Below are 20212 nucleotides of genomic sequence, written 5' to 3'. Positions count from 1 at the left end.
ACAAGATCGACGAGGAGGAAACCATGAGTGAAGTGAAGGACGGCCTGTTCAAGACGACATCGCGCCGCGCCGTGATCGCCGGTATCGGCGCCGGCACCGGCCTCATCGCCATGCCCTGGGTCGCGCGCGCCCAGGGCGAGACCATTCGCATCGGCTTCCCGACCCCGCTCACCGGCGCCTTCGCGGCCGAGGCGCGCGACCAGGTGAAGAGCGCCGAACTGGCGGTCAAGCTGATCAACGACAAGGGCGGCGTCGCCGGCCGCAAGGTCGAGCTGCTGGTTCGCGACGACAAGCTGAATGCCGGCGAGGCGGCGACCCGCACGCTGGAACTGATCGAGAAGGACAAGGTCCACGCCATTGTCGGCGCGCTGTCGAGCGCGGTGCAGCTGGCGGTCAACGAGGTCACCCGGGCACGTGGCGTGATCTATGTCTCGATCAGCCAGTCCGACACGATCAACGAGGTCAAGGATTTCAGCCGCTTCACCTTCCATGAGGCGCTGAACCCGCACATGACGACGGCGGCGGTCGCCAAGCACACCTTCAAACCCGGCTCCAAGGTGGCCTATCTGGTCGCCGACTACGCCTATGGCCACGAGATGCTGCGCGGCTTCAAGCGGGCGCAGGCCGCCATCGGCGCGCAGAGCGTCGGCGAGATCCTGCATCCGTTCGGTGCCGCCGACTATTCGACCTTCATGCCGCGCCTGCGCTCGATGCGGCCGGATATCCTGTGCATCTGCAATTTCGGCCGCGACCAGGCCAATGCGATCAAGCAGGCGGTCGATTTCGGCATGAAGCAGCAGATGAAGATCGTCGTGCCGGTGCTCCTGCACAACCAGCGCCTGGCCATCGGCCCCGATGCCTTCGAGGGCGTCGTCGGCGGCGCCAACTATTACTGGGGCCTGGAGCGGACGATCGCCTCGGCGAAGAGCTTCAACGATGCCTTCCGTGCCGCCAATGGCGGAGCCGTGCCGACCGATTACGGCGCCTATGGCTTCACCGGCGTCTATTCGCTGCTGCTCGCCATGCAGGCGGCCGGCGGCACAGAGACCGACAAGGTGGCGAAGGCGCTCGAAGGCCTGAAATACGACATCGCCAAGGGGCCGCAGAGCTATCGCGCCTGCGACCACCAGTCGGTGCAGTCGGTGCTGGTGCTCGAGTCGAAGAAGAAGACCGACATGAAGAGCGACATGGACCTGTTCAACGTGCTGGTCGAAGAAGCCGGTTCGGAGGCAGCGCTGCGCAGCTGCGCCGAACTCGGCTTCCCGGCCTGACCGCCTGAAGACCCAGAGGAGCCGGGATGGACGTCGAACTCATCGCCATGCAGCTCGTCGCCGGCGTCGCCCTCGGCGCGATCCTGATCATGGTCGCGCTCGGGCTGACGATCGTCTTCGGCATGCTCGGCATCGTGAACTTCGCCCATGGCGCGCTGTTCATGGTCGGTGCCTATGCCGGCCTGTGGGTGGCGTCGCTCACCGGCAGCTTCTGGTGGGCGCTGATCGTCGCGCCCATCGCCATCGGGCTGTTCGGGGTGATCATCGAGCGCGTGCTGATCCGGCCGCTCTACAAGCGCTCGCCCGACGATCCGCTGCTGCTCACCTTCGGGCTCGGTTATGTCCTGGTCGAAGCGGTTAGGATCATCTTCGGTTCCGACGGCATCCCGTTCTCGACGCCCCAGGCGCTGCAGGGCGTGGTCGATCTCGGCATCGGTTTCTTCCCCATCTACCGGCTGTTCGTCGTGGCGGTGGTCGCGGTGGTGCTGCTCGCACTCTGGCTCGGCCTGGAAAAGACCCGCTTCGGCCTGATCGTCCGGGCCGGCGCGCGCGATCCCCTGATCATGCGTGTGCTGGGGGTCGATATCGGCCGGCTCTGGCTGCTGGTCTTCGGCCTCGGCGTCGGTCTCACCGCGCTCGGCGGCGTGCTGTCGGCGCCGATGCGCAACGTCAATCCCGAGATGGGGTCGCTGGTGCTGGCGGAAGCCTTCGTGGTCACCGTCATCGGCGGGCTCGGCTCGCTGCTCGGCGCTGTTGTCGCCGGCCTGCTGGTCGGCATCGCGGTCAGCCTGACCGCGCTCATCGCACCCGAAATGGCAACCATCGTGATGTTCGCCCTGATGGCCCTGGTTCTGCTGATCCGGCCCCAGGGCCTGTTCGGCAAGACGGGCGGTGGCGCATGACCGAGAAACCGGCCATGGCTGTCGAGACCCCGCTGCGCCAAATACGCCACGCCGCAGGCACCGGCGCGGGCCAGGCGAGCCGGCTCAAGGCCGCCTTCACCCGCTGGCGCGTGCCGCTCTGCGTCGTCGCGCTCTGCCTTCTGCCCTGGATCCTGCCGTCCAAGGCGCTCGCCGTGAACGTGCTGATCTATGGCATCTATGCCGTCGGTTATAATCTGCTGTTCGGCTACACCGGCCTTCTGTCCTTCGGCCATGCCGCCTTCTTCGGCGCCGGCGCCTATGTCACCGGCATCGCGATTGCCCATTTCGGCCTGCCCTGGTACGCGGCGGTCGCCACCGGCATCCTGGTCGCCGGCCTGCTGGCGCTGGTCATCGGGGCGCTGTCGATCCGCACCCGCGGCATCTATTTCTCGATGGTGACGCTCGCCCTGTCGCAGCTCGTTTATTACACCGCACTGCAGGCCTCGTCCTGGACCGGCGGCGAGAACGGCCTGCGCGGCTTCACCGTCGGCAGGCTCGACCTCGCCGGGCTGTCGGTCGACTTCCTCGATCCGGTCAACAAATATTACGTCATCATGCTGTTCGCGGCGGCAGCCCTCTGGTTCGTCTCGCGCATCCTCAACTCGCCCTTCGGCGCGGTGATCGAGGCGATCCGCGAGAACGAGGTGCGCGCCCGCGCCTGCGGTTACGACGTGGAGCGCACCAAGCTCATCGCCTTCGTGCTGTCCGGCCTGATCTGCGGTCTGGCCGGCACCTTGTCGGCGCTGCATCTCGCCATCGTGCCGCTCGACACCCTGCACTACAACACCTCGGGGCTTGTCGTGATGATGACCCTGCTCGGCGGCGCCGGCAGCTTCTTCGGCCCCTTCGTCGGCGCGCTGGTCTTCCTTCTGGTCGAGGACGTCGCCTCGCTCTGGACCTCGCACTGGCAGATCATCGTCGGTTCGATGTTCATCCTCTGCGTGCTGTTCCTGCCCAAGGGCATCTGGGGCACCTTCATTGCGTGGAGGACCGGCCGATGAGCACGCCGCTGCTCACTGTCGACAATATCGGCCGGCGTTTCGGCGGCTTCATCGCGCTGGAAGGCGTCACCGCCGCTTTCGAGGCCAACAAGGTGACCGCCGTCATCGGACCGAACGGCGCCGGCAAGAGCACCTTGTTCAACGTGCTGTCCGGCGTGCTGCCGCCCTCCACCGGGACCATTCATTTCCGCGGGCAGAACCTGACCGGGACGCCGCAGCACCGTTTCGCCCATCTCGGCATTTCACGCTCCTACCAGATCACCAATATCTTCCCGGAACTGAGCGCGCATGAGAACGTCCGGGTGGCGGCCCAGGCGTTCCGCTCGCGCTACAATATCCTGATCAACCGGGCCCATCTCGGCGAGCTCGACGCCAAGGCGGAAGCGGCGCTCGACGCCGTCGGGCTTGCGGCCAAAGGCGCCCGCACCGCCAAGTTCCTCGCCCATGGCGAACAGCGGGCGCTGGAGATTGCGGTCGCCCTGGTCGCCAACCCGGCCTTGCTGCTGCTCGACGAACCGACCGCCGGCATGGGCCCGGAAGAGACCCGCGACATGGTGGCGCTGATCGAAAAGCTCGCGCGCGACCGCACCATCCTGCTGGTCGAGCACAAGATGAAGATGATCTTGGGGCTCAGCGACCGCATCCTGGTGCTGCACCACGGCCGGGTGATCGCCGACGGCAGCCCGCAGGCGATCCAGGCCGATACCGAAGTCAGGCGCGTCTATCTCGGACAGAATGATGGCTATGCTTGAGATCCAAGGACTGAACGCCTGGTACGACGCGAGCCACGTGCTGCACGGCGTCTCGCTGACGGTCGAGGCCGGCGAGATCGTCGCGCTGGTCGGGCGCAACGGCGCCGGCAAGACCACCACCATGCGCGCCGCCATGGGGCTGATGCCCAAGGTGACCGGCAGCGTCCGGTTCGACGGCCATGATCTCCTGGCCCTGCCGGCCCATGCCCGGTTCCGGCTGGGCCTCGCTTATGTGCCCGAGGAGCGGCGCATCGTGCCCGGCCTGACCGTGCGCGAGAACCTGCAGCTCGGGCTGGTGGCGACCTCGGGCAAGATCGACATGGCCAGCGCCATCGACGAGATCGCCCTGAGCTTCCCACGGCTGAAGGAACGGCTCGACCAGCAGGGCATGACATTGTCCGGTGGCGAACAGCAGATGCTGGCGATCGCCCGCGCCATGATCGCCCGGCCGAAGATGATCCTGCTCGACGAACCGTCCGAAGGCATCATGCCGGTGCTGGTCGAGGAAATGGGCGTCCTGTTCCGCCGCATGCGCGACGCGGGCATCACCCTTCTCCTGGTCGAGCAGAATGTCGAATGGGCACTGAAGCTCGCCAGCCGCGCCGTGATCATCGACCAGGGCGAAGTGGTGCACGAAAGCAGCGCCGCCGCCCTGCTCGCCGACAGGGCGATCCAGGAGCGCTATTGCGCGGTCTAATGAAAAGACCAGCGCTATTGCGCGGTCTAATGAAAAGACCAGCGCACTTGCGCGGTTCAGGCCGTCCCGGTCCTGAGCCGTTTGCCAGGCCCCGCCACCGGCACGACGCTTTCGCCCTGGCCCAGCCGGACGAAGACATAGTCGCAGCGCCCATCGTCGATGACCTGGACGCGGTGAATGACGCCCTTGCCGAAAAAGCCGAAATCGCCGGCCGACATGATCGCCGACTTGCCGCTGTCGCCCCACTCGATGCGGCAGCGGCCGGAGGTCAGATACATGATGCTGTCGTAATTGGCGTGGTGATGCCATTGGCCGGGTTCGTCGCGAGCGGTGACGTCGCAATAGCCAACCCAGATGTGGTCATTGACGAAGGCCTTCTCGCGCAGCTGGCCACGCGTGACCGGACCCGGCTCGCGCTGGTCGGGCCGGACGAAGATGAGATCGTCGGGGAACATGTCAGGCCCCGGCCCTGAGCGAACGCGCGGTCCCGGCTGGTCGACCGCAACGACGCTCTCGCCCTCGCCCAAGCGGACGAAGACGTAGTCGCAGCGCCCGTCGTCGATGATCTGCACGCGGTGGACGACGCCCTTGCCGAAAAAGCCGAAATCGCCCGCCGACATGATCGCCTGCTTGCCGCCGTCACCCCACTCGATGCGGCAGCGGCCGGACATCAGATACATGATGCTGTCGTAATTGGCGTGGTGATGCCATTGGCCGGGCTCGTCGCGCGCCGTGATGTCGCAATAGCCAACCCAGATATCGTCATTGACGAAGGCCTTCTCGCGAACCTGGCCGCGCGTCACCGGGCCCGGCTCGCGCTGGTCGGGCCGAACGAAGATGAGGTCGTCTGGAAACATCGAGTTGGCTGTCAGCATCGAACCGGTCATGGGCCACCCTTGCGCGGAAACGTCTGGAGCGCACGGAAGCGCAGAGATGATGCGGCGGACAGGACCACTTCAGACGCAGCCGGTGGTCCACCCTTCGGTTGCGCCGGAGAGGCCATCGCCGCGGCCGGCGAGTGGTCCTGCCGGGCGCAGGAAACCGGTCCTGTGCCGACCGGGAAGCGGTCCTTATCATGCCGTGGTTGCGGCCCCGCCAGGGAACCGTCGCGCCGGGCAAACCGGCGGAGAGAGCAGCTCGCGGCGATTGTCCGATCGGCTGTCGGACGTCTTTGGGAACGCCTTTTGGGGACGCCTCGGTGGGGACCATGTCTGCAGGTGAAATTGTTCCGGATTGCCAAAGACCCGTTCGGTGAAGAGATGCACGCCCTGTTCCGCAGCATTCCGCTTTCGGCCGGCTCGGTGACGCGACAGCTCGCCAGCGGGATCCGCGACAAGATCATCGCCGGGCACATTCCCAGGCATGCCCGCATGCCGTCGCAGCGGGCGCTTGCGAAACTCCTCGGCGTGTCCCGCGGGGTCATCGTCGAGGTCTACGAACAGCTGATCATCGACGGTCTGCTGGTCTCGCAGAACGGATCCGGGACCTTCGTCAATTTCGACTACAAGCCGAAGGGCGAGACCCCGCCCGTCCGCTATTCCAGCCGGATCACCAGCTTCCGCGGGGCCGCGCGCGAGGTCGCGCTTTCGGACGGCACATTGCTGCTGCCGGGGAACAACCATCCGGATCTGTTTCCACTGGCCCAGTGGCGGGCAGCGGAGCGCCTGGCCGAGAGCGCGACGCGCGCGCTGCGGACCCATCGGACCGACAGCCTGTGGCAGATCAAGTCTTTCGTCAGCAGCCGGCTCAGGACCTGCAGCAACGTCGATGCCCATCCGGACAACATCCTGGTGACCAAGGGGACCTGGCCGTCGCTGTCGCTGCTCGGCATGGCGCTGGCCAACCCCGGCGAACGCTGCATGGCCGAGGATCCCGGACACCCCCTGTCCTGCGCGGCCTTGCGATTTGCCGGCCTGGTCATCGTCCCGGTCGGCAATGACGCCGAGGGCGCCGCTCCGTTCGACATCGACCCGGCCGGCGTCAGAATGATCCTGACCTCATCGGCGGTGCAGTTTCCGACCGGCACGCGGGTCACCCTCGCGCGAAAGCTGGAGATCGTCGAATGGGCGCGCGCCCACCACATCATGATCGTGGAAGACGATTACGAAGGCTGTCTCGGCGTCTATACGGAAAACCGAAACCCCTACTATTCGCTGACCGAGGCGGGCGGCACGATCTATATCGGCTCCTTAAGCAAGTTCTTCTCCTATCGAAACCAGCTCGGCTTCCTGCTGGCGCCGAAAGAGATCGTCGACACGCTTCAAAACCTTCAATCTTTTCTCGGACTGTCGCCCGAGAACGGCGCCCTGTCGGTGATGGCCGAGTTCATCGGCCGGGGCTACATGGACGACCATATCGACAATGTCAGGACCACGATGGCCGAACGAAAGAAGCTGTTCTTCGATGCATGGCGGGCCGCCAACCTGGCCCCGGGCGAGCATTTTTCCGATGATCCGGGCATTCATGTCGCGATCCCCAGCGCGGCTGCCGGCGACGGCCGTCGACAAGCCTCTCAGGGGGCGCCGAACGGCTTGCTGGGTGCAAAAAATATCGGCGACTATTCGATCAGGGGCCAGCATACCGGCAAGATGGCGATCGGACTGTCCAAGATAACCGCGCGCAACGTCCACTTTGTCATCGACCAATTGTCCAGGCGCTACGCACTGACATAACATCCGTCCTCAGCGGCGCGCCGCTGCGGCGCCGCCGGCACTCCAAGCTCATCTCCGAACAGGGCCGGCCGCCTCGGTGGTCCGCCGTTCCCATCGTGTCGCCCGGCGCCGGTCATGGTCGACGCCGCGACGGCCAAGACCTCGCCCCATCCTCACCCGAGAGCATTCTGGAAGCACATGTCCGACGATCTGAAAGATTGGCAGCCCCGCCCGCGCCCGGTTCGCAACGTTCTGGATGGCCGTTACGTCCGGCTCGAACCGCTCGACGCCCGAAAGCACGGCGACGATCTGTTCGAAGCGTCTGATGTGCCGGATGCGGCCAGCCGCTTCGCCTATCTCTACGAGTCGCCGCCGGAGGACCGCACGTCCTTCCAGGCCTGGCTCGAACGGGTGGAGCGCAGCGAGGACCCGCTGTTTTTTGCGGTCATCGACAAGGCGTCCGGCAAGGCGGCCGGCCGACAGACATTGATGCGCATCGATCCGGCGTCGGGCTCCATCGAGATCGGCAATATCTACTGGGGGCCGTTGATGTCGCGCCGGCCGGCGGCAACCGAGGCCCAGTTCCTGTTCATGCAATATGCCTTCGAAGAGCTGGGCTACCGGCGCTACGAGTGGAAGTGCAACAACCGCAACGAACCGTCCAAGCGGGCGGCAAAACGGTTCGGCTTTCAACACGAGGGCCTGTTCCGCCAGCATCTCATCGTGAAGGGCGAGAACCGCGACACGGCCTGGTTTTCGATCATCGACAAGGAATGGCCGGCGCTTCGCCAGGCTTATGAAGCCTGGCTGGATCCGGCGAATTTCGACGCGGCCGGCCAGCAGAAGCGGCGGCTGGAGGACTGCCGCGTCTGAGCATGACAGCGCCGCCGGCGGCGGCAGGCGTGGTTCACCGCATCGGCAAAAGTGGTCCTGTGAAGGAACCCTTGGACGGTCTGAGATCGTGCGGAGCAGGTCTGCCCCGCACGGAGAGCCACCATGTTAAGCCGTCGCTCACTTCTCTCGATCGCAGCAGCTTCGGTGGCGGCGCCTGCCATCGCCCAGTCGACCAGAGACAAGACCTTGCGCTTCGTGCCGCAGGCGGGCCTGTCCTCGCTCGACCCGATCTGGACCACCGCCGCCGTCGTCCAGAACCACGGCTTTTACGTCTTCGACACGCTCTACGGGCTGGACGCCAGGTTCAACGTCATGCCCCAGATGGCGGCGGGACACAGCGTCTCCGACGACAAGCTGACCTGGACCGTGACGCTACGCGACGGCTTGATGTTCCACGACGGCGTGCCGGTCAGGGCCGTCGATTGCATTGCCAGCCTGAAGCGCTGGGCGGCCCGCGACGTGCTCGGCCAATTGCTCGCGGCATCGGTCGATGAATGGCTCGCCAAGGACGACAAGACCCTCGTCATCCGGCTCAGGCAGCCGTTCCCGCTGATGCTGTTCGCCTTGGCGAAACCCGCCACCAACGTGCCGTTCATCATGCCCGAGCGGCTGGCGATGACGGACCCCCTGAAACAGGTCACCGAGATGGTCGGCTCCGGGCCGTACCGCTTCCTGGCGCAAGATTTCGTGTCCGGCACCCGCGCGGCCTATGCGAAGTTCGCGGGCTACCGTCCGGCCCCGGGAAACCCTGAGCGAACCTCGGGCGGAAAGATCGCACATTTCGACCGGATCGAATGGACTGCCATGCCGGACAGCGCCACGGCGCTCGCGGCGCTGCAGACCGGCGAGATCGACTGGTGGGAGCAGGTGCTCGCCGATACGGTTCCGCTGTTGAAGCGAAACCGCAATATCACCCTCGGCGACGGCGATCCGAACGGCTATATCGGCGTCGTCAGGTTCAACAGTTCCCAGGCGCCCTTCAACAACGTCAAGCTGCGCGAAGCGGTGCTCAGGGCCGTCAACCAGGTCGACTATCTCGGCGCGATCACCAACAACGATCCGAGCGCCTACCAGACCTGCCACACGACCATTCCGTGCGGGACGCCCTATACCGCCACGCCGGCCAATCAAGCGATGTCCGACAAGCCGAATCTGGCCCGCGCCCGGGACCTGGTCAAGGCGTCGGGCTATAACGGCGAAAAGATCGTCATCCTGAACCCTGCCGACTTTCCGACGATCCGGCCGATGGGCCAGATCACCCATGACACATTGCTCAAGCTCGGCCTCAACTCGGAACTGCTCGAGACCGACTGGGGCACGGTGCTGCAGCGCCGCGGCAGCCGGGAACCGGCGGACAAGGGTGGCTGGAGCATTTTCCACACCTGGTTCCAGGCGGTCGGCAATACCTTGCCGCCGATGCTCAGCTACACCCGCGGCCAGGGCGCCGCCGGCTGGTTCGGCTGGTACGAAAGCAAGGCCGCCGAGGCGCTGAACCAGCAATGGCTGACGGCAGCCACCGAGGCGGAGCGGATCAGGCTGGCATTAGACATTCAGACTGTCGCGGCGCAAGAAGCGCCGGTCGTGCCGCTCGGCCTGTTCCGGATCCGCACGGCCTATCGCAACAGCATTACCGGCATGGTCGAGGGGGTCAGCCCGTTCCCGTGGGGCGTTCGTCGCACCTGACCGGTTCGGTCGTCGCCCGTCGCGGAGGAGCGCGATCGTACCCGATGCCGGGCGTCGGCTCTTCCCGGCCGATGGCTGTGCCGAAGGGCGGGTGAGCCACCGACATCGCCGATTACGCGGCTTTCGGCCGCTCTCATCCAGAACCGCCGACCCTGCGCCGTGGGAGCCCCGCGGCGCGCGCCGATCTTGACAGCTTGTTTTGTCTTGTGCGTATATCGCTCTTATGTGCGCTTAGTGCACATTTGACACGACGAGCCACGGACCCGCGATGCAGATCTATTTCCACGAGACGCTCGATCCGGTGCGCGCACTGGGCGCCCATAGCCGCTATCTCGACCAGCTCGGCGAGATCGTCCATCGCGAGGGCAATGCCGAGGGTTCGGCCGGCGGCGAACTGATCGCCATGTGGATTCCGATCTTCCTGACCGGGCACTGGCCGCAAATGGTGTCGTTCTGGCAGGGACCGGGCAGCTGGGCCGGCTTCGGCGCGCATTTCGACAGCCACCAGGACCTGTTCCACAAGCCGCTGGAGCGCTGGTATGGCGAACGCAGCGGCGGCTTCGACCGCGTGCTTGTCGGCACCGACTACACGCCGACACGCGAGGCGCTGATCGGCCGCGGCCAGCGTGCGCCGGTGGTGCTGCACCAGACCATCCGCCTCAAACCCGGCGGCGGCGCCGGCTACCTCGCCCGTCTCGGCGAGGCGCGTCAGGCGATCGGCACGGCCTATGGTTTCAGCTTGCTCGGCGCTTACGAGGTGGCCTTCCGAAATGGCGGCGAAGTCATCCTCGTCTGGTCGTTCCCCAATGTCCTGGCGCTGACCCGGGCCGAATCCCGGCCAGAGGATTTTCCGGAATGGGCAGCCTGGATCCGGCAATCGCGCGAGCATGAACAGGACCATGTCGGCGTGGTCATGCGGCCGACCGCCTGGTCCTTCGTGAAGTGACCTTGATCGACAAACCATCAGCAATCGATAGGGGAGATGATCCGATGAACAGGCGGACTCTGGTTGTCGGCGGCGGCCTCGCCGCCTTTGCGGGCGATGCCGCGGCGCAGCCGGCCCCGGCACGGCGCGCGCCGATCGTGCTGGTTCACGGCGCCTGGCATGGCGGCTGGTGCTGGTCGCGGGTCAAGCCACGGCTGGAGGCCGCCGGCCACCCGGTCAGCGCCCCGACGCTGACCGGGCTCGGCGAAAGGCGGCACCTGATATCGCGGTCGGTCGTGCTCGACACCCATATCCAGGATGTCGTGCAGCATATCGAAAACGAGGAGCTGAACGACGTCGTGCTGGTCGGCCACAGCTATGGCGGCTTCGTCGTCACCGGGGCCGTGGAGTTGCTGGGCAAGCGGGTGTCGCATCTCATCCTGCTCGACGCCTTCTTCCCGCTGAACGGCGAGACGGTGAACCAATATGCCGGCGAACAATCGACCATCGAACGCAACGCCAAGGCGGTCGCCGACCCGAACTGGAACATCCCGGCACTGACCGCGGCCGATTTCGGCGTGACCGACAAGACGGATGCCGCCTGGCTCGACGGCCGCATGAGTGCGCAGCCGTTCGGCACCTATGCCCAGCCGATCCGGATCGAGAAGGGCGTGGCTCACCTGCCGCGTCGTTCCTATATTTCCTGCGACGCCCCGGGCATGGTGTTTTTTGACGGGACGCGCGACCGGATCAAGGCCGACGGGTCATGGCGTTATGTCGGTTTGCAAGCCCCCCATGACGCCATGGTCACCCATCCGCAATTGCTGTCGGATACGCTCTTGCAACTGATCGGCTGAGGGCCGCACATGACACCGTCCCCGACACATCCCTCCGGACGCCGGCTGTCGCTGGCGCACCTGACCGTCATCGATGCCGGGCCGGTCGAACTGATCCGGGCGGCGGCGGCCGGCGGTTTCGACCATGTCGGCCTCAGGATCGTCGCGCCCACCGCATCCGACCGGATCGTGCCGGTCATCGGCGACGAAACGATGATCCGCGCCATCCTGGACGCGATGGCGGCAACCGGCGTCAGCATCCTCGACGTCGAGGCGATCTGGCTGACGCCGGACACCGACCCCGCCGCCTTTACGGCCATCGCCGAAACGGCGGCGCGGCTCGGCGCCACCCAGGTCCTGGCCATCGGTCATGATCCCGAGCCGAGCCGCCAGGTCGAGAATTTCGGCCGGCTGGCGGCGACCGCCCGCCAGCACGGGCTCGGCACCATGCTCGAATTCATTCCCTATTGCGTGGTCAACACGCTCGCCGCGGCCGAGGCCGTGGTCGATGCCGCGGTGGTTGCCGGCAGCGGCATCATGATCGACGCGCTGCATCTGCGGCGCTCGGGCGGCGGGCCCCAGGATCTCGCCGGCATTTCGCCCGATCGCCTGAGCTATATCCAGCTCTGCGACGCAAGGCGCGAGCCCCCCTTCCCGGACGACCTGCGCCGCGAGGCGCGGGGCGACCGGCTCTATCCGGGCGACGGCGAACTCGACATCGCCGGCCTGCTTGACGCGCTGCCGGCCGGCATCCCACTCAGTATCGAAGCGCCCGTCGCCGGCCATGCCGGACTTTCGGCGATGGAGCGCGCCCGGCTCTGCGGAGAACGCACCCGCGCCACGCTGGAAGCCCTCGGCCAGCGCTGAAATACCGCCGAGCGCGTCAGTCGACCCTCAGCCCAAGCTCGCGAATGAGCCCGCCCCAGCGGACCGTCTCGGAGGCGATCAGCGCGCCGAACTGCTGCGGCGTGCCACCGATCGGCTCGATGCCGAGCACGGCGAGTTTCTGGCGGACATCGGGCGCCTGAAGTGCGGCATTGATGGCGGCGTTCAGGCGGCCGACAAAGGCCGGGTCGGTGCCGGCCGGCGCCAGGATGCCGAACCAGCCGGTGACGTCGAAGCCGGGCCTGACCGCCTCCGCCACCGTCGGCACGTCGGGCAGGATGCTCGACCGCCTGGCTGTGCTGACCGCCAGCGCCCGGAGGTCGCCGGAACTCAACAGCCCGACGGCGCCCGAGAGTGTGTCGAACTGAAAATCGATGACATTGCCCATCAAGGCGACATTGGCCGGTCCGGAGCCCGGAAAATTGATGACGACGGCGTCGAAACCCACCTCCTTGCGCAGCAGCATGGCCGATAGCGCGGTCAAGGTGGCGCCGCCGCCGCCGGTGCCGAAATTGAGCTTGCCGGGATTGGCGCGCGCGGCCTCGAGCAGGTCCTGCAAGGTGCGATAGCGCGACTTGCCGTTGACCAGCACGACAATCGGCGACTCGGCGAGCGCGATGACCGGCGCGAAGTCCCTCTGGTTGTCGAAGCTCAGGTTGGGATAGAGCGCCGGCGCGCCGGCATGGCCGCTGGTCACCAGCAAGAGGTTGGCGCCGTCGGGCTGGGCTTTGGCCACTGTCGCCGCCGCCAGCGTGCCGCCGGCGCCGGAGCGGTTGACCACCACGAGGGTTTGCCCGGTCGTCTCGCGCAGCTTTTCGGCGATCACCCGGGCCAGCACGTCGGCCGGGCCGCCGGCGGCAAAACCGACATGGAGATTGATCGGCCGGTTCAGCAGCGGCGGCTGCGCCAGCGCCGCCACGGGCGCGAGAACGAGGCCCAGGAGAGCCGCAACTGTGGAGATGAAACGGGTCATGGCGGGGTTCCTCGTTGGTTTCTTGAGTCTGGTTTCTTGGTGGTCGGTTGTGGGTTTCGAGCTTCAGGTGTTTCGATTGAGAAACGGCATGAGCAGCGCCAGGACCTCGCCGGGCGCCTCCTCGGCCTGCAGATGGCCGGCATCGATCGGACCGCCCTCGACCTCGTCCGCCCAGCCCTGCCAGATATCGGCGAGCGTCTCGCCGCTTTGATGCCGGCCGGCTTCCCAGGTGACCAGCACCGGACAGCCAAGTTTTCGCCCCGCCGCGCGGTCGGCCTTGTCGTGGTCGAGGTCGATGGTCGCGGCGGCCCGGTAATCGTTCATCATGGCATGGCGCACCGCGTCGCGCCGGAACGCCGCACGATAGGCGGCGACCGCTTGCGGGCCGAGCCGGTCGCGGTAGCGTGTCATCTTCCGCAAGGTCCGGTCCAGGAAATCGTCGGGGTCGGCGCCGATGAACCGCTCGGGCAGGTCGAAGGCTTGGGCGAACAGGAACCAGTGCCAGGCACCCATGGCGAAGGCCATGTCGACCCGCTGCCAGACCTCGATGGTCGGCACGACGGTGAGCGAGGCAAAGGCCTTGACCCTTGCCGGATGGTCGAGCGCCAGCCGGTAGCCGACCCGGGCGCCGCGGTCATGCGCGACCACGGCATAACGGTCGAAGCCGAGATGGCTCATGACCGCCACCTGGTCGCGGGCCAGGGCGCGCTTGGCCATGCTGTCCGGGCCGGAGAGATGGATCGCGGCGGTGCTATCGCCATAACCGCGCAGGTCCGGCGCGACCACGGTGAACTCGCGTGCCAGCACGGGGGCGATCCGGTGCCAGGCCATATGGGTCTGCGGATAGCCATGCAGCAGCAGGACCGGTGGGCCGGAGCCCGCGACCGCCACCCGGATCGAGGCTTCGCCGGTCTCCACGGTCTGATAGGTGAAACCATCGAGCATCACGAACCTGCAAGCTCAGAGTTGCGGCGGCGGGCGATAGCCGCGCCGGCTGCCGGGCGTCAGCGCACCGAACTGCGGCCAGCGGATCGGCGCGCCGACATCGCCCATCAGCGCCTGCAGGTCGGCGAGCCGCCCGGCATCGGCGCGCACCGCGCGCGGCGGCACGCCGTGCTTCGCCGCATAGGCGGCGAGCGTTCCGACCGCCTCGCCAATGCTCCATTCGACCACATGGACGCGGTAGGCGCCGCTGGTGATGCGCGTGGTGCCGAGGTTCTTGCAGGCCGGCAGCAGGTTTTCGACGCGCACCGGAATGAGCGCGCCAAGCGGGATCTCGAAGGGATAGCTGTCGATGTCGACGGTATCGCGCGCCCGGCTGGTCGGCGGATGCAGGTCGATGCGATAGGCGCCGATGCCGACGCTGTCGAAGAAGGATTCGGCCGCTGTCGCGCCAGGCCGCGCGGCGACGCCGATATGCTGTTCCTTGACGGTGAACTCGGCCTTGATCCGCCGGCCCTCGCGGTAATAGACCTGCTTGGCGAGGCCATCGGATGTGCCGAGCACATCGCCGCGCAGGCGCAGGCCCGGATAGCCGTAACCCCGGTCGTGGCGGGGCGCCTCGGTCTGCATCCAAAACAGAAAGGCCAGGCTGAACTGGCGGCATTCCGCGAGCGCGGCGTCACGCGCCTCGGGCGAAACGCCAATGACCGGCTTCAGCCAGTAGTCCATCTGCGGCCAGTTCGCGAGCGTGATGTCGCTCGCATAGGCGCCCGGCTCGAAACTGCGCCGGCAGGCAATGCGACGCGCGTGCCAGAGGTCGAACAGATAGTCCTCGTCGCTGTCGCCGGCAAACAAGGCGCGGGTCAGCGGCTGATGGGTGACGTGATTGCTGACCGTCCAGTTGAACTGCCGGTTCGGCCAGAAATCGAGCTTCAGGTCGCGGAATTCGGCATAACGCTCCGGCCGCGCGATGGTGTGGTCCTCGCCGGGCAGGTGATCCATCGCGAAACACCAGGTCAGCGCCTGCTGGTCCATCGGATCGGCCACCGGAAGGGCATGCAGTTCGCCGGTCTCGGCGGCCGATTCGGCGCCAATGACATGTTCCACGCCAGCGAGTTCGAGCAATTCGCCGGTCTCGGTGGCATCGACCACCAGCAGGGCCTCGACATCGACGAGCGCACCGGTCTCGTGGTTGCGCAGCGTCAGGCCGGTGATGCGGTCGCCATCGAGATGGGCCGTCACCGCCGAATGCCGGCGCAACACCCTGAGCCGCCCCGAACTCTCGAACGGCGCCAGCATGTCGTCGATCACCCGGACCGCCACTTTCGGCTCGTGGCAGAGCGTGCCGACATTGCCCATGCCGGGATTGAACGGCACGCGGGCGCGGGCTTTCGCCGTAACCGGGTAATGGGTGAGGTAATAGTCGCGGATCAGCCGGCGGAAACGCGAATAGCTGCGCGAACCGACATCGAGCTCGACCCAGGGGTGTTCGTCCAGCGGCACGCCCTGGGCGGTCAGCTGGCCGCCGAGCCAGTCGAGCTCCTCGACCAGAATGACCCGGCGACCGAGGCGCGCCGCCGCAAGCGTCGCCGAAACGCCGCCGAGCCCGCCGCCGACAACAAGCACGTCCGTATGCATGAAACTGACCTCTGCTTCTCGCCGCCGGCTATCCTGCGCGGCGGTGCATTGTCGTCGCTTCCGCCATCATGCTAGAAGCTGCTTTGTGCGATATATATACAAACGTGCGCTCTACGCACAAGAGGAAATCCAATGACGACTGAGACCGACCTTGCGCCGGCGCCCGCCCTGTCGGGCCGGACGACCGTCCTGACCATTATCGGGCACCCCATTGCCCAGGTCCGCTCGCCAACCACGCTCAATCCGGAATTCCGCCGCAGCGGGGTCGACGCGGTTCTGGTGCCGGTCGATCTGGAACCGGCGGCGCTGCCCGACTTCATCAGAACCCTGCGCGGCTGGCGCAATGCGCCGGGCACGATCGTCACGGTGCCGCACAAGATGCCCTGCGCCAGCCTCGTCGACGACCTGACCGACCGGGCACGCCTGCTCGGCGCGGTCAACCTGATCCGGCGGCGGCCGGATGGCCGGCTCGCCGGTGACATGAGCGACGGCCCGGGATTTCTGAAGGCGCTCGCCGCTGGCGGTTTCGATCCGGCCGGCAAGAACGCCGTGGTGTTCGGCGCCGGCGCGGTCGGCCGGGCTCTGCTGCTCAGCCTCACCGAAGCCGGCGTGAGCCGCATCGCGTTCCATGAGCCCGATGATGCGCGCCGCGAAGCTCTCGCCGCGCTGGCGAAGGCCGCCGGTGTCGCCGACCGCCTCGGCACCGATGTCGGAGCGGATCTCGGCGCCTATCACCTGGCGATCAACGCGAGCCCGGTCGGCATGGGTGAGGACGGGCGCATGCCGTTCGATCCCACGAGCCTGCCGCGGGACGCGCTGGTTGCCGACGTCGTCACCGAGCCGGTCGAGACGCCGCTTCTGAAAGCGGCCCGCGCCCATGGCTGCCGGGTGCAGACCGGGCTTGCCATGTCGGATGCCCAGGTCGCCATGCAGATCGCCTTTTTCGACCTCGGCCGGGCCGGCTGAGCGGGTCGGTCAGGACGGCCGGGCGTCATGCCAATCGGTCGCGGCCTGGATCCGGCCGGCGGCCCGCAGCAGGAGCCGGTCGCCGCCGCGGCGCGCCATTATCTGAAGACCGATCGGCAAGCCATTGCCGGTCAGCCCGCAGGGCAGCGACACGGCGGGCAGCCCGGCGAGATTGGCCGGCGCAGTCAATTGCGGATGATCGAGAAAGCCGAGCGTCGAGAGCGACGACAGGTCCGGCGCCGGTCCCGGCGAGGTCGGCGTGATCAGGACGTCGACCCGATCGAAGGCCCGATCGAGCGCACCACCGAGTGCGGCGCGCATCGCACGCGCCGCGGCCGCCGTGACGCCGAGCCGGGCCGGCCCGTCATGAAGCCGGCTCTTCAGCGTCGCGCCGAACAGGCCCGGCCTGGCGTCCAGTTCGCCGCCGTGGATCGCCAGCGCCTCGTCCATGAGAATGGCGAAACAGGCGGCGTGATAGTCACCGAGCGGCGGCAAGGTGACCTCCTGGACGGATGCACCCAAGGTCTCGAACTGACCGATTGCCCGCGCGAAGGCGGAATGGGTCTCGCGGTCGAGCGGCAGCGTGGCGCCAAGCCAGGGCATCGGCAGGCCGATCCTGAGGCCCGCGCCGGGATCCGGCTCCAGGCGCCGTTCCGCCGCGACGGCTGGATCGGCCAGCACGGCGAACAGCAGCGCGGCATCCTCGGCCGATCGGGTGAACACGCCGCAATGGTCGAGCGAAGGCGCCAGCGGCTCGATGCCGTCGAGCGGGATCCGGCCATAAGACGGCTTGAAGCCGGTGACGCCACAGAACGAGGCCGGGCCGCGAATCGAACCGGCGCTGTCGGTCCCGAGCGCCGCCGGCACCAGGCCGGCCGCCACCGCGACGGCCGAACCGCTCGACGAGGCACCGGTCCAGCGCCTGGGGTTCCACGGATTCACACCCGGCAAGGGACGGTCGGGCTCGATCGTTCCGTAAGCCAGCTCATAGGTCGCGAGCTTGCCGACGATGATCGCCCCGGCCGCCCTCAGCCGCGCGCAGACGACGGCGTCGCGCGCCACGGCAAGGCCGGAACGCGCCAGCGAACCGCTGCGCGTCGGCTGCCCCTGGACGTCGATGATGTCCTTGATGCCGATGGCAATGCCGTGCAGCGGACCGACTGGCGCTCCGCTTCGCAGCCTCTGCCGTGCCGCCATCGCGGCTTGTCTCGCCGCACCCTCGTCCAGATGCACGAAGGCGCCGAGCTCTGGATCGCGCGCGCCGATGCGGGCGAGGCAGGCGTCGATGAGCTCGACCGGATCGAGCGCGCCGGCGGCGATCCGGCGCGCGGACTCGGCAAGGCCGAGATCGGCCACATTGTCGTCGTCGGCCTCGGCAGCTGTCATACCGGTCATTTGACGAAGACCAGCGACAGGCCGGGCACCAGGACGGTGACGGCGAGCACAGCCAGCATGATGGCGACGAACGGCATGACCGACCGGCAGATCAGGCCGAAACTCTCCTTGAAGGCGGCGGTCGCCACGATCAGGTTGATCGCCACCGGCGGCGCGACATAACCGACCTGCAGGTTGACGATGACGATGATCGCGAAGTGCACGGGGTCGAAGCCATAGGCCGCGCCGAGCGGCGCGATCAGGGGAGCGAAGATGACGATGGCCGAGCCCTCGTCCATCATGGCGCCGGCGATCAAGAGCAGGACATTGATGGCCAGGATCATCGCCCAGCGGTCATGGACGACGGTCTGGGCCATGTCGACCAGTGCCTTCGGCACGCCCTCATAATCGAGGATGACGTTGAGGCTGCCGGCGACCGCCAGCAGCGGCAGCATGTTGCCGAGCAGCTTGACGGTTTCGACCGCGATATCCCTGATGTCGCCGAGCCTCACCTCGCGATGGATGGCGAGCTCCACGAGCAGCGCATAGACAACCGACAAGGCTGCCGATTCAGTCACCGTGAAGCGGCCGGTATAGATGCCGCCGAGCAGGATCACCGGCATCAGGATGGCGGTGACCCCGGTCCTGGTCGCGGTCAGGAGCTCGCGCCAGTCGAACGGAGTCGTCTCACGCCGCCAGCCGATGACGACGGTGTAGAGGCAGAGCGCGCCGGTCAGCAGCAGGCCCGGTCCCCAGCCGGCCTTGAACAGGTCGGTGATCGAGACATTGGTGGTGATGCCATAGAGCACCATGAGGATGCTGGGCGGGATGATGATGCCGAGCGTGCCGCCGGCGCAGAGCACGCCGAGCGAATAGTTCTTGCCATAACCGTTGGCGAGCAGCGCCGGATACATCAGCGTGCCGATCGCCAGCATGGTCACCACCGACGAGCCGGAAATGGCCGAGAAGGCGGCCATGGCCAGCACGGTGGCAACGCCGAGGCCCCCGGGAATCCAGGACGTCAGCGCGACCATGACGCGCACCAGGCGGCCGACAATGCTGCCGCGCGACATCAGCACGCCGGCGAACATGAACATCGGGATCGACAGCAGAACCTCGCGGTCGACGGTGAACCAGAGGTCCTGGACGAGATATTCGACCGAACTGCCGCGGGCGAGGAAAGCGTGCACGAAGGCGACCGCCGCGGCGACGGTGAGGATGACGTTCTGGCGCAGCACCAGAAGGCCGAGAATGACGGCGGGAAGGGCCAGGGCCATCATGGCGTCGGCTCCTGTTCGACCGGACGCAGGACCGGCAGCAGGGCGAAGATCAGGTAGCGGATGCCGGCCGAGATGAACATCCAGGGCAGGACGACCTGAAACGGCCAGACCGGTACGCCGAGCGACAGCGCCTGCTCATTTTGCGCGTAGGTCTGGAGGACATAGAGCACCGACCAATAGGCAAAGGCCGCGCAGATGACGAAGGACAGGCCGTCGGCGATGCGTTCGATCGACGGCTCCAGGCGCGCCGGAAGCAATTTGTCGAGCAGGTTGACCCGCATGTGGGCGCCGGCTGCCGTGCACAGGCCGAAACCGATCAGACCGGCAATGGCGGTGGCATAGACCGCGGCGCGCAGCGCGCCGAACAGGCCTTGGCCGAACAGCTCACGGCCGACGACATCGGCGAACAGGATCGCCGCCACCGCCAGAAGAGCCGCGACCGCAATGGCGGATTCAAGCCAGAACAAGGCCGCGAGCATGCGGCGGGCCGTTGCGACCATGACGTCGCCCCCTCTAGATGA

The 20212-nt window shown here is 67.0% G+C and carries 19 protein-coding genes; 12 read left to right on the top strand and 7 right to left on the bottom strand.

Annotated elements, in window-relative coordinates:
- The first annotated feature begins 23 nt into the window (after positions 1-23).
- From E8M01_RS14805 to E8M01_RS14785, 5 genes are read left to right on the top strand one after another with little or no spacing between them, the layout of a single operon-like run.
- On the top strand, positions 24-1271 hold the full coding sequence (locus tag E8M01_RS14805; protein ID WP_136960812.1) for an ABC transporter substrate-binding protein: 1248 nt from the start codon (positions 24-26) through the stop codon (positions 1269-1271).
- A 26-nt stretch (positions 1272-1297) separates the two neighbouring features.
- On the top strand, positions 1298-2173 hold the full coding sequence (locus E8M01_RS14800; RefSeq protein WP_136960811.1) for a branched-chain amino acid ABC transporter permease: 876 nt from the start codon (positions 1298-1300) through the stop codon (positions 2171-2173).
- A gap of 14 nt (positions 2174-2187) precedes the next feature.
- A complete protein-coding gene (locus E8M01_RS14795) occupies positions 2188-3195 on the top strand; it encodes a branched-chain amino acid ABC transporter permease (RefSeq protein ID WP_136964643.1) in 1008 nt (335 codons plus the stop codon).
- Positions 3192-3947 (top strand): ABC transporter ATP-binding protein, encoded by a 756-nt coding sequence (locus E8M01_RS14790; RefSeq protein ID WP_136960810.1) that lies wholly within the window; start codon positions 3192-3194, stop codon positions 3945-3947. The genes E8M01_RS14795 and E8M01_RS14790 overlap by 4 nt, the downstream gene beginning before the upstream one ends.
- Positions 3940-4644, top strand: a complete 705-nt coding sequence (locus tag E8M01_RS14785; protein ID WP_136964642.1) for an ABC transporter ATP-binding protein — start codon at positions 3940-3942, stop codon at positions 4642-4644. The genes E8M01_RS14790 and E8M01_RS14785 overlap by 8 nt, the downstream gene beginning before the upstream one ends.
- A gap of 56 nt (positions 4645-4700) precedes the next feature.
- On the opposite strand, the gene E8M01_RS35330 is transcribed toward E8M01_RS14785, so the two are convergent.
- Entirely contained in the window at positions 4701-5447 is a 747-nt protein-coding gene (locus E8M01_RS35330; protein ID WP_215908892.1) for a cupin domain-containing protein, read from the bottom strand.
- On the opposite strand from E8M01_RS35330, the gene E8M01_RS14770 reads away from it, so the two are divergent.
- The 6 genes from E8M01_RS14770 to E8M01_RS14745 all read left to right on the top strand — a co-directional run bounded on the left by E8M01_RS14770 (position 5355) and on the right by E8M01_RS14745 (position 12500).
- Complete coding sequence (locus E8M01_RS14770; protein ID WP_215908891.1) at positions 5355-7316, top strand: aminotransferase-like domain-containing protein; 1962 nt, start codon at positions 5355-5357, stop codon at positions 7314-7316. The genes E8M01_RS35330 and E8M01_RS14770 overlap by 93 nt on opposite strands.
- A gap of 177 nt (positions 7317-7493) precedes the next feature.
- A complete protein-coding gene (locus E8M01_RS14765; RefSeq protein ID WP_136960808.1) occupies positions 7494-8168 on the top strand; it encodes a GNAT family N-acetyltransferase in 675 nt (224 codons plus the stop codon).
- 123 nt (positions 8169-8291) lie between these two features.
- Complete coding sequence (locus E8M01_RS14760) at positions 8292-9872, top strand: ABC transporter substrate-binding protein (protein WP_136960807.1); 1581 nt, start codon at positions 8292-8294, stop codon at positions 9870-9872.
- Positions 9873-10140: 268 nt separating this feature from the next.
- Positions 10141-10818 (top strand): hypothetical protein, encoded by a 678-nt coding sequence (locus tag E8M01_RS14755; protein WP_136960806.1) that lies wholly within the window; start codon positions 10141-10143, stop codon positions 10816-10818.
- Positions 10819-10862: 44 nt separating this feature from the next.
- Positions 10863-11654: an alpha/beta fold hydrolase gene (locus E8M01_RS14750; protein WP_136960805.1), complete on the top strand. Its 792-nt coding sequence runs from the start codon at positions 10863-10865 to the stop codon at positions 11652-11654.
- Positions 11655-11663: 9 nt separating this feature from the next.
- Entirely contained in the window at positions 11664-12500 is an 837-nt protein-coding gene (locus E8M01_RS14745) for a sugar phosphate isomerase/epimerase family protein (protein WP_136960804.1), read from the top strand.
- Positions 12501-12516: 16 nt separating this feature from the next.
- On the opposite strand, the gene E8M01_RS14740 is transcribed toward E8M01_RS14745, so the two are convergent.
- The 3 genes from E8M01_RS14740 to E8M01_RS14730 all read right to left on the bottom strand — a co-directional run bounded on the left by E8M01_RS14740 (position 12517) and on the right by E8M01_RS14730 (position 16071).
- Complete coding sequence (locus E8M01_RS14740) at positions 12517-13491, bottom strand: Bug family tripartite tricarboxylate transporter substrate binding protein (protein ID WP_136960803.1); 975 nt, start codon at positions 13489-13491, stop codon at positions 12517-12519.
- Positions 13492-13554: 63 nt separating this feature from the next.
- Positions 13555-14436: an alpha/beta fold hydrolase gene (locus E8M01_RS14735; protein ID WP_136960802.1), complete on the bottom strand. Its 882-nt coding sequence runs from the start codon at positions 14434-14436 to the stop codon at positions 13555-13557.
- Between the two features lie 15 nt (positions 14437-14451).
- Positions 14452-16071, bottom strand: a complete 1620-nt coding sequence (locus E8M01_RS14730; protein ID WP_136960801.1) for an FAD-dependent oxidoreductase — start codon at positions 16069-16071, stop codon at positions 14452-14454.
- 132 nt (positions 16072-16203) lie between these two features.
- On the opposite strand from E8M01_RS14730, the gene E8M01_RS14725 reads away from it, so the two are divergent.
- On the top strand, positions 16204-17037 hold the full coding sequence (locus tag E8M01_RS14725) for a shikimate dehydrogenase family protein (RefSeq protein ID WP_136960800.1): 834 nt from the start codon (positions 16204-16206) through the stop codon (positions 17035-17037).
- Positions 17038-17046: 9 nt separating this feature from the next.
- Here the strand turns inward: E8M01_RS14725 and E8M01_RS14720 are convergent, their stop codons facing one another.
- The 3 genes from E8M01_RS14720 to E8M01_RS14710 are packed head-to-tail and all read right to left on the bottom strand — an operon-like array spanning position 17047 to position 20191.
- Entirely contained in the window at positions 17047-18432 is a 1386-nt protein-coding gene (locus E8M01_RS14720) for an amidase (RefSeq protein WP_136960799.1), read from the bottom strand.
- A complete protein-coding gene (locus tag E8M01_RS14715; protein ID WP_136960798.1) occupies positions 18429-19691 on the bottom strand; it encodes a TRAP transporter large permease in 1263 nt (420 codons plus the stop codon). Before E8M01_RS14715 ends, E8M01_RS14720 begins: the two co-directional genes overlap by 4 nt.
- Positions 19688-20191, bottom strand: coding sequence for a TRAP transporter small permease (locus E8M01_RS14710; RefSeq protein WP_136960797.1), 504 nt, complete (start codon positions 20189-20191; stop codon positions 19688-19690). Before E8M01_RS14710 ends, E8M01_RS14715 begins: the two co-directional genes overlap by 4 nt.
- Between the last annotated feature and the right edge of the window lie 21 nt (positions 20192-20212).

The organism is Phreatobacter stygius (assembly GCF_005144885.1).
In the GTDB taxonomy this organism is placed as follows: domain Bacteria; phylum Pseudomonadota; class Alphaproteobacteria; order Rhizobiales; family Phreatobacteraceae; genus Phreatobacter; species Phreatobacter stygius.
The sequence above is the reverse complement of the archived record's forward strand: the minus strand, read 5'-3'. Positions and strand labels throughout refer to the sequence as shown.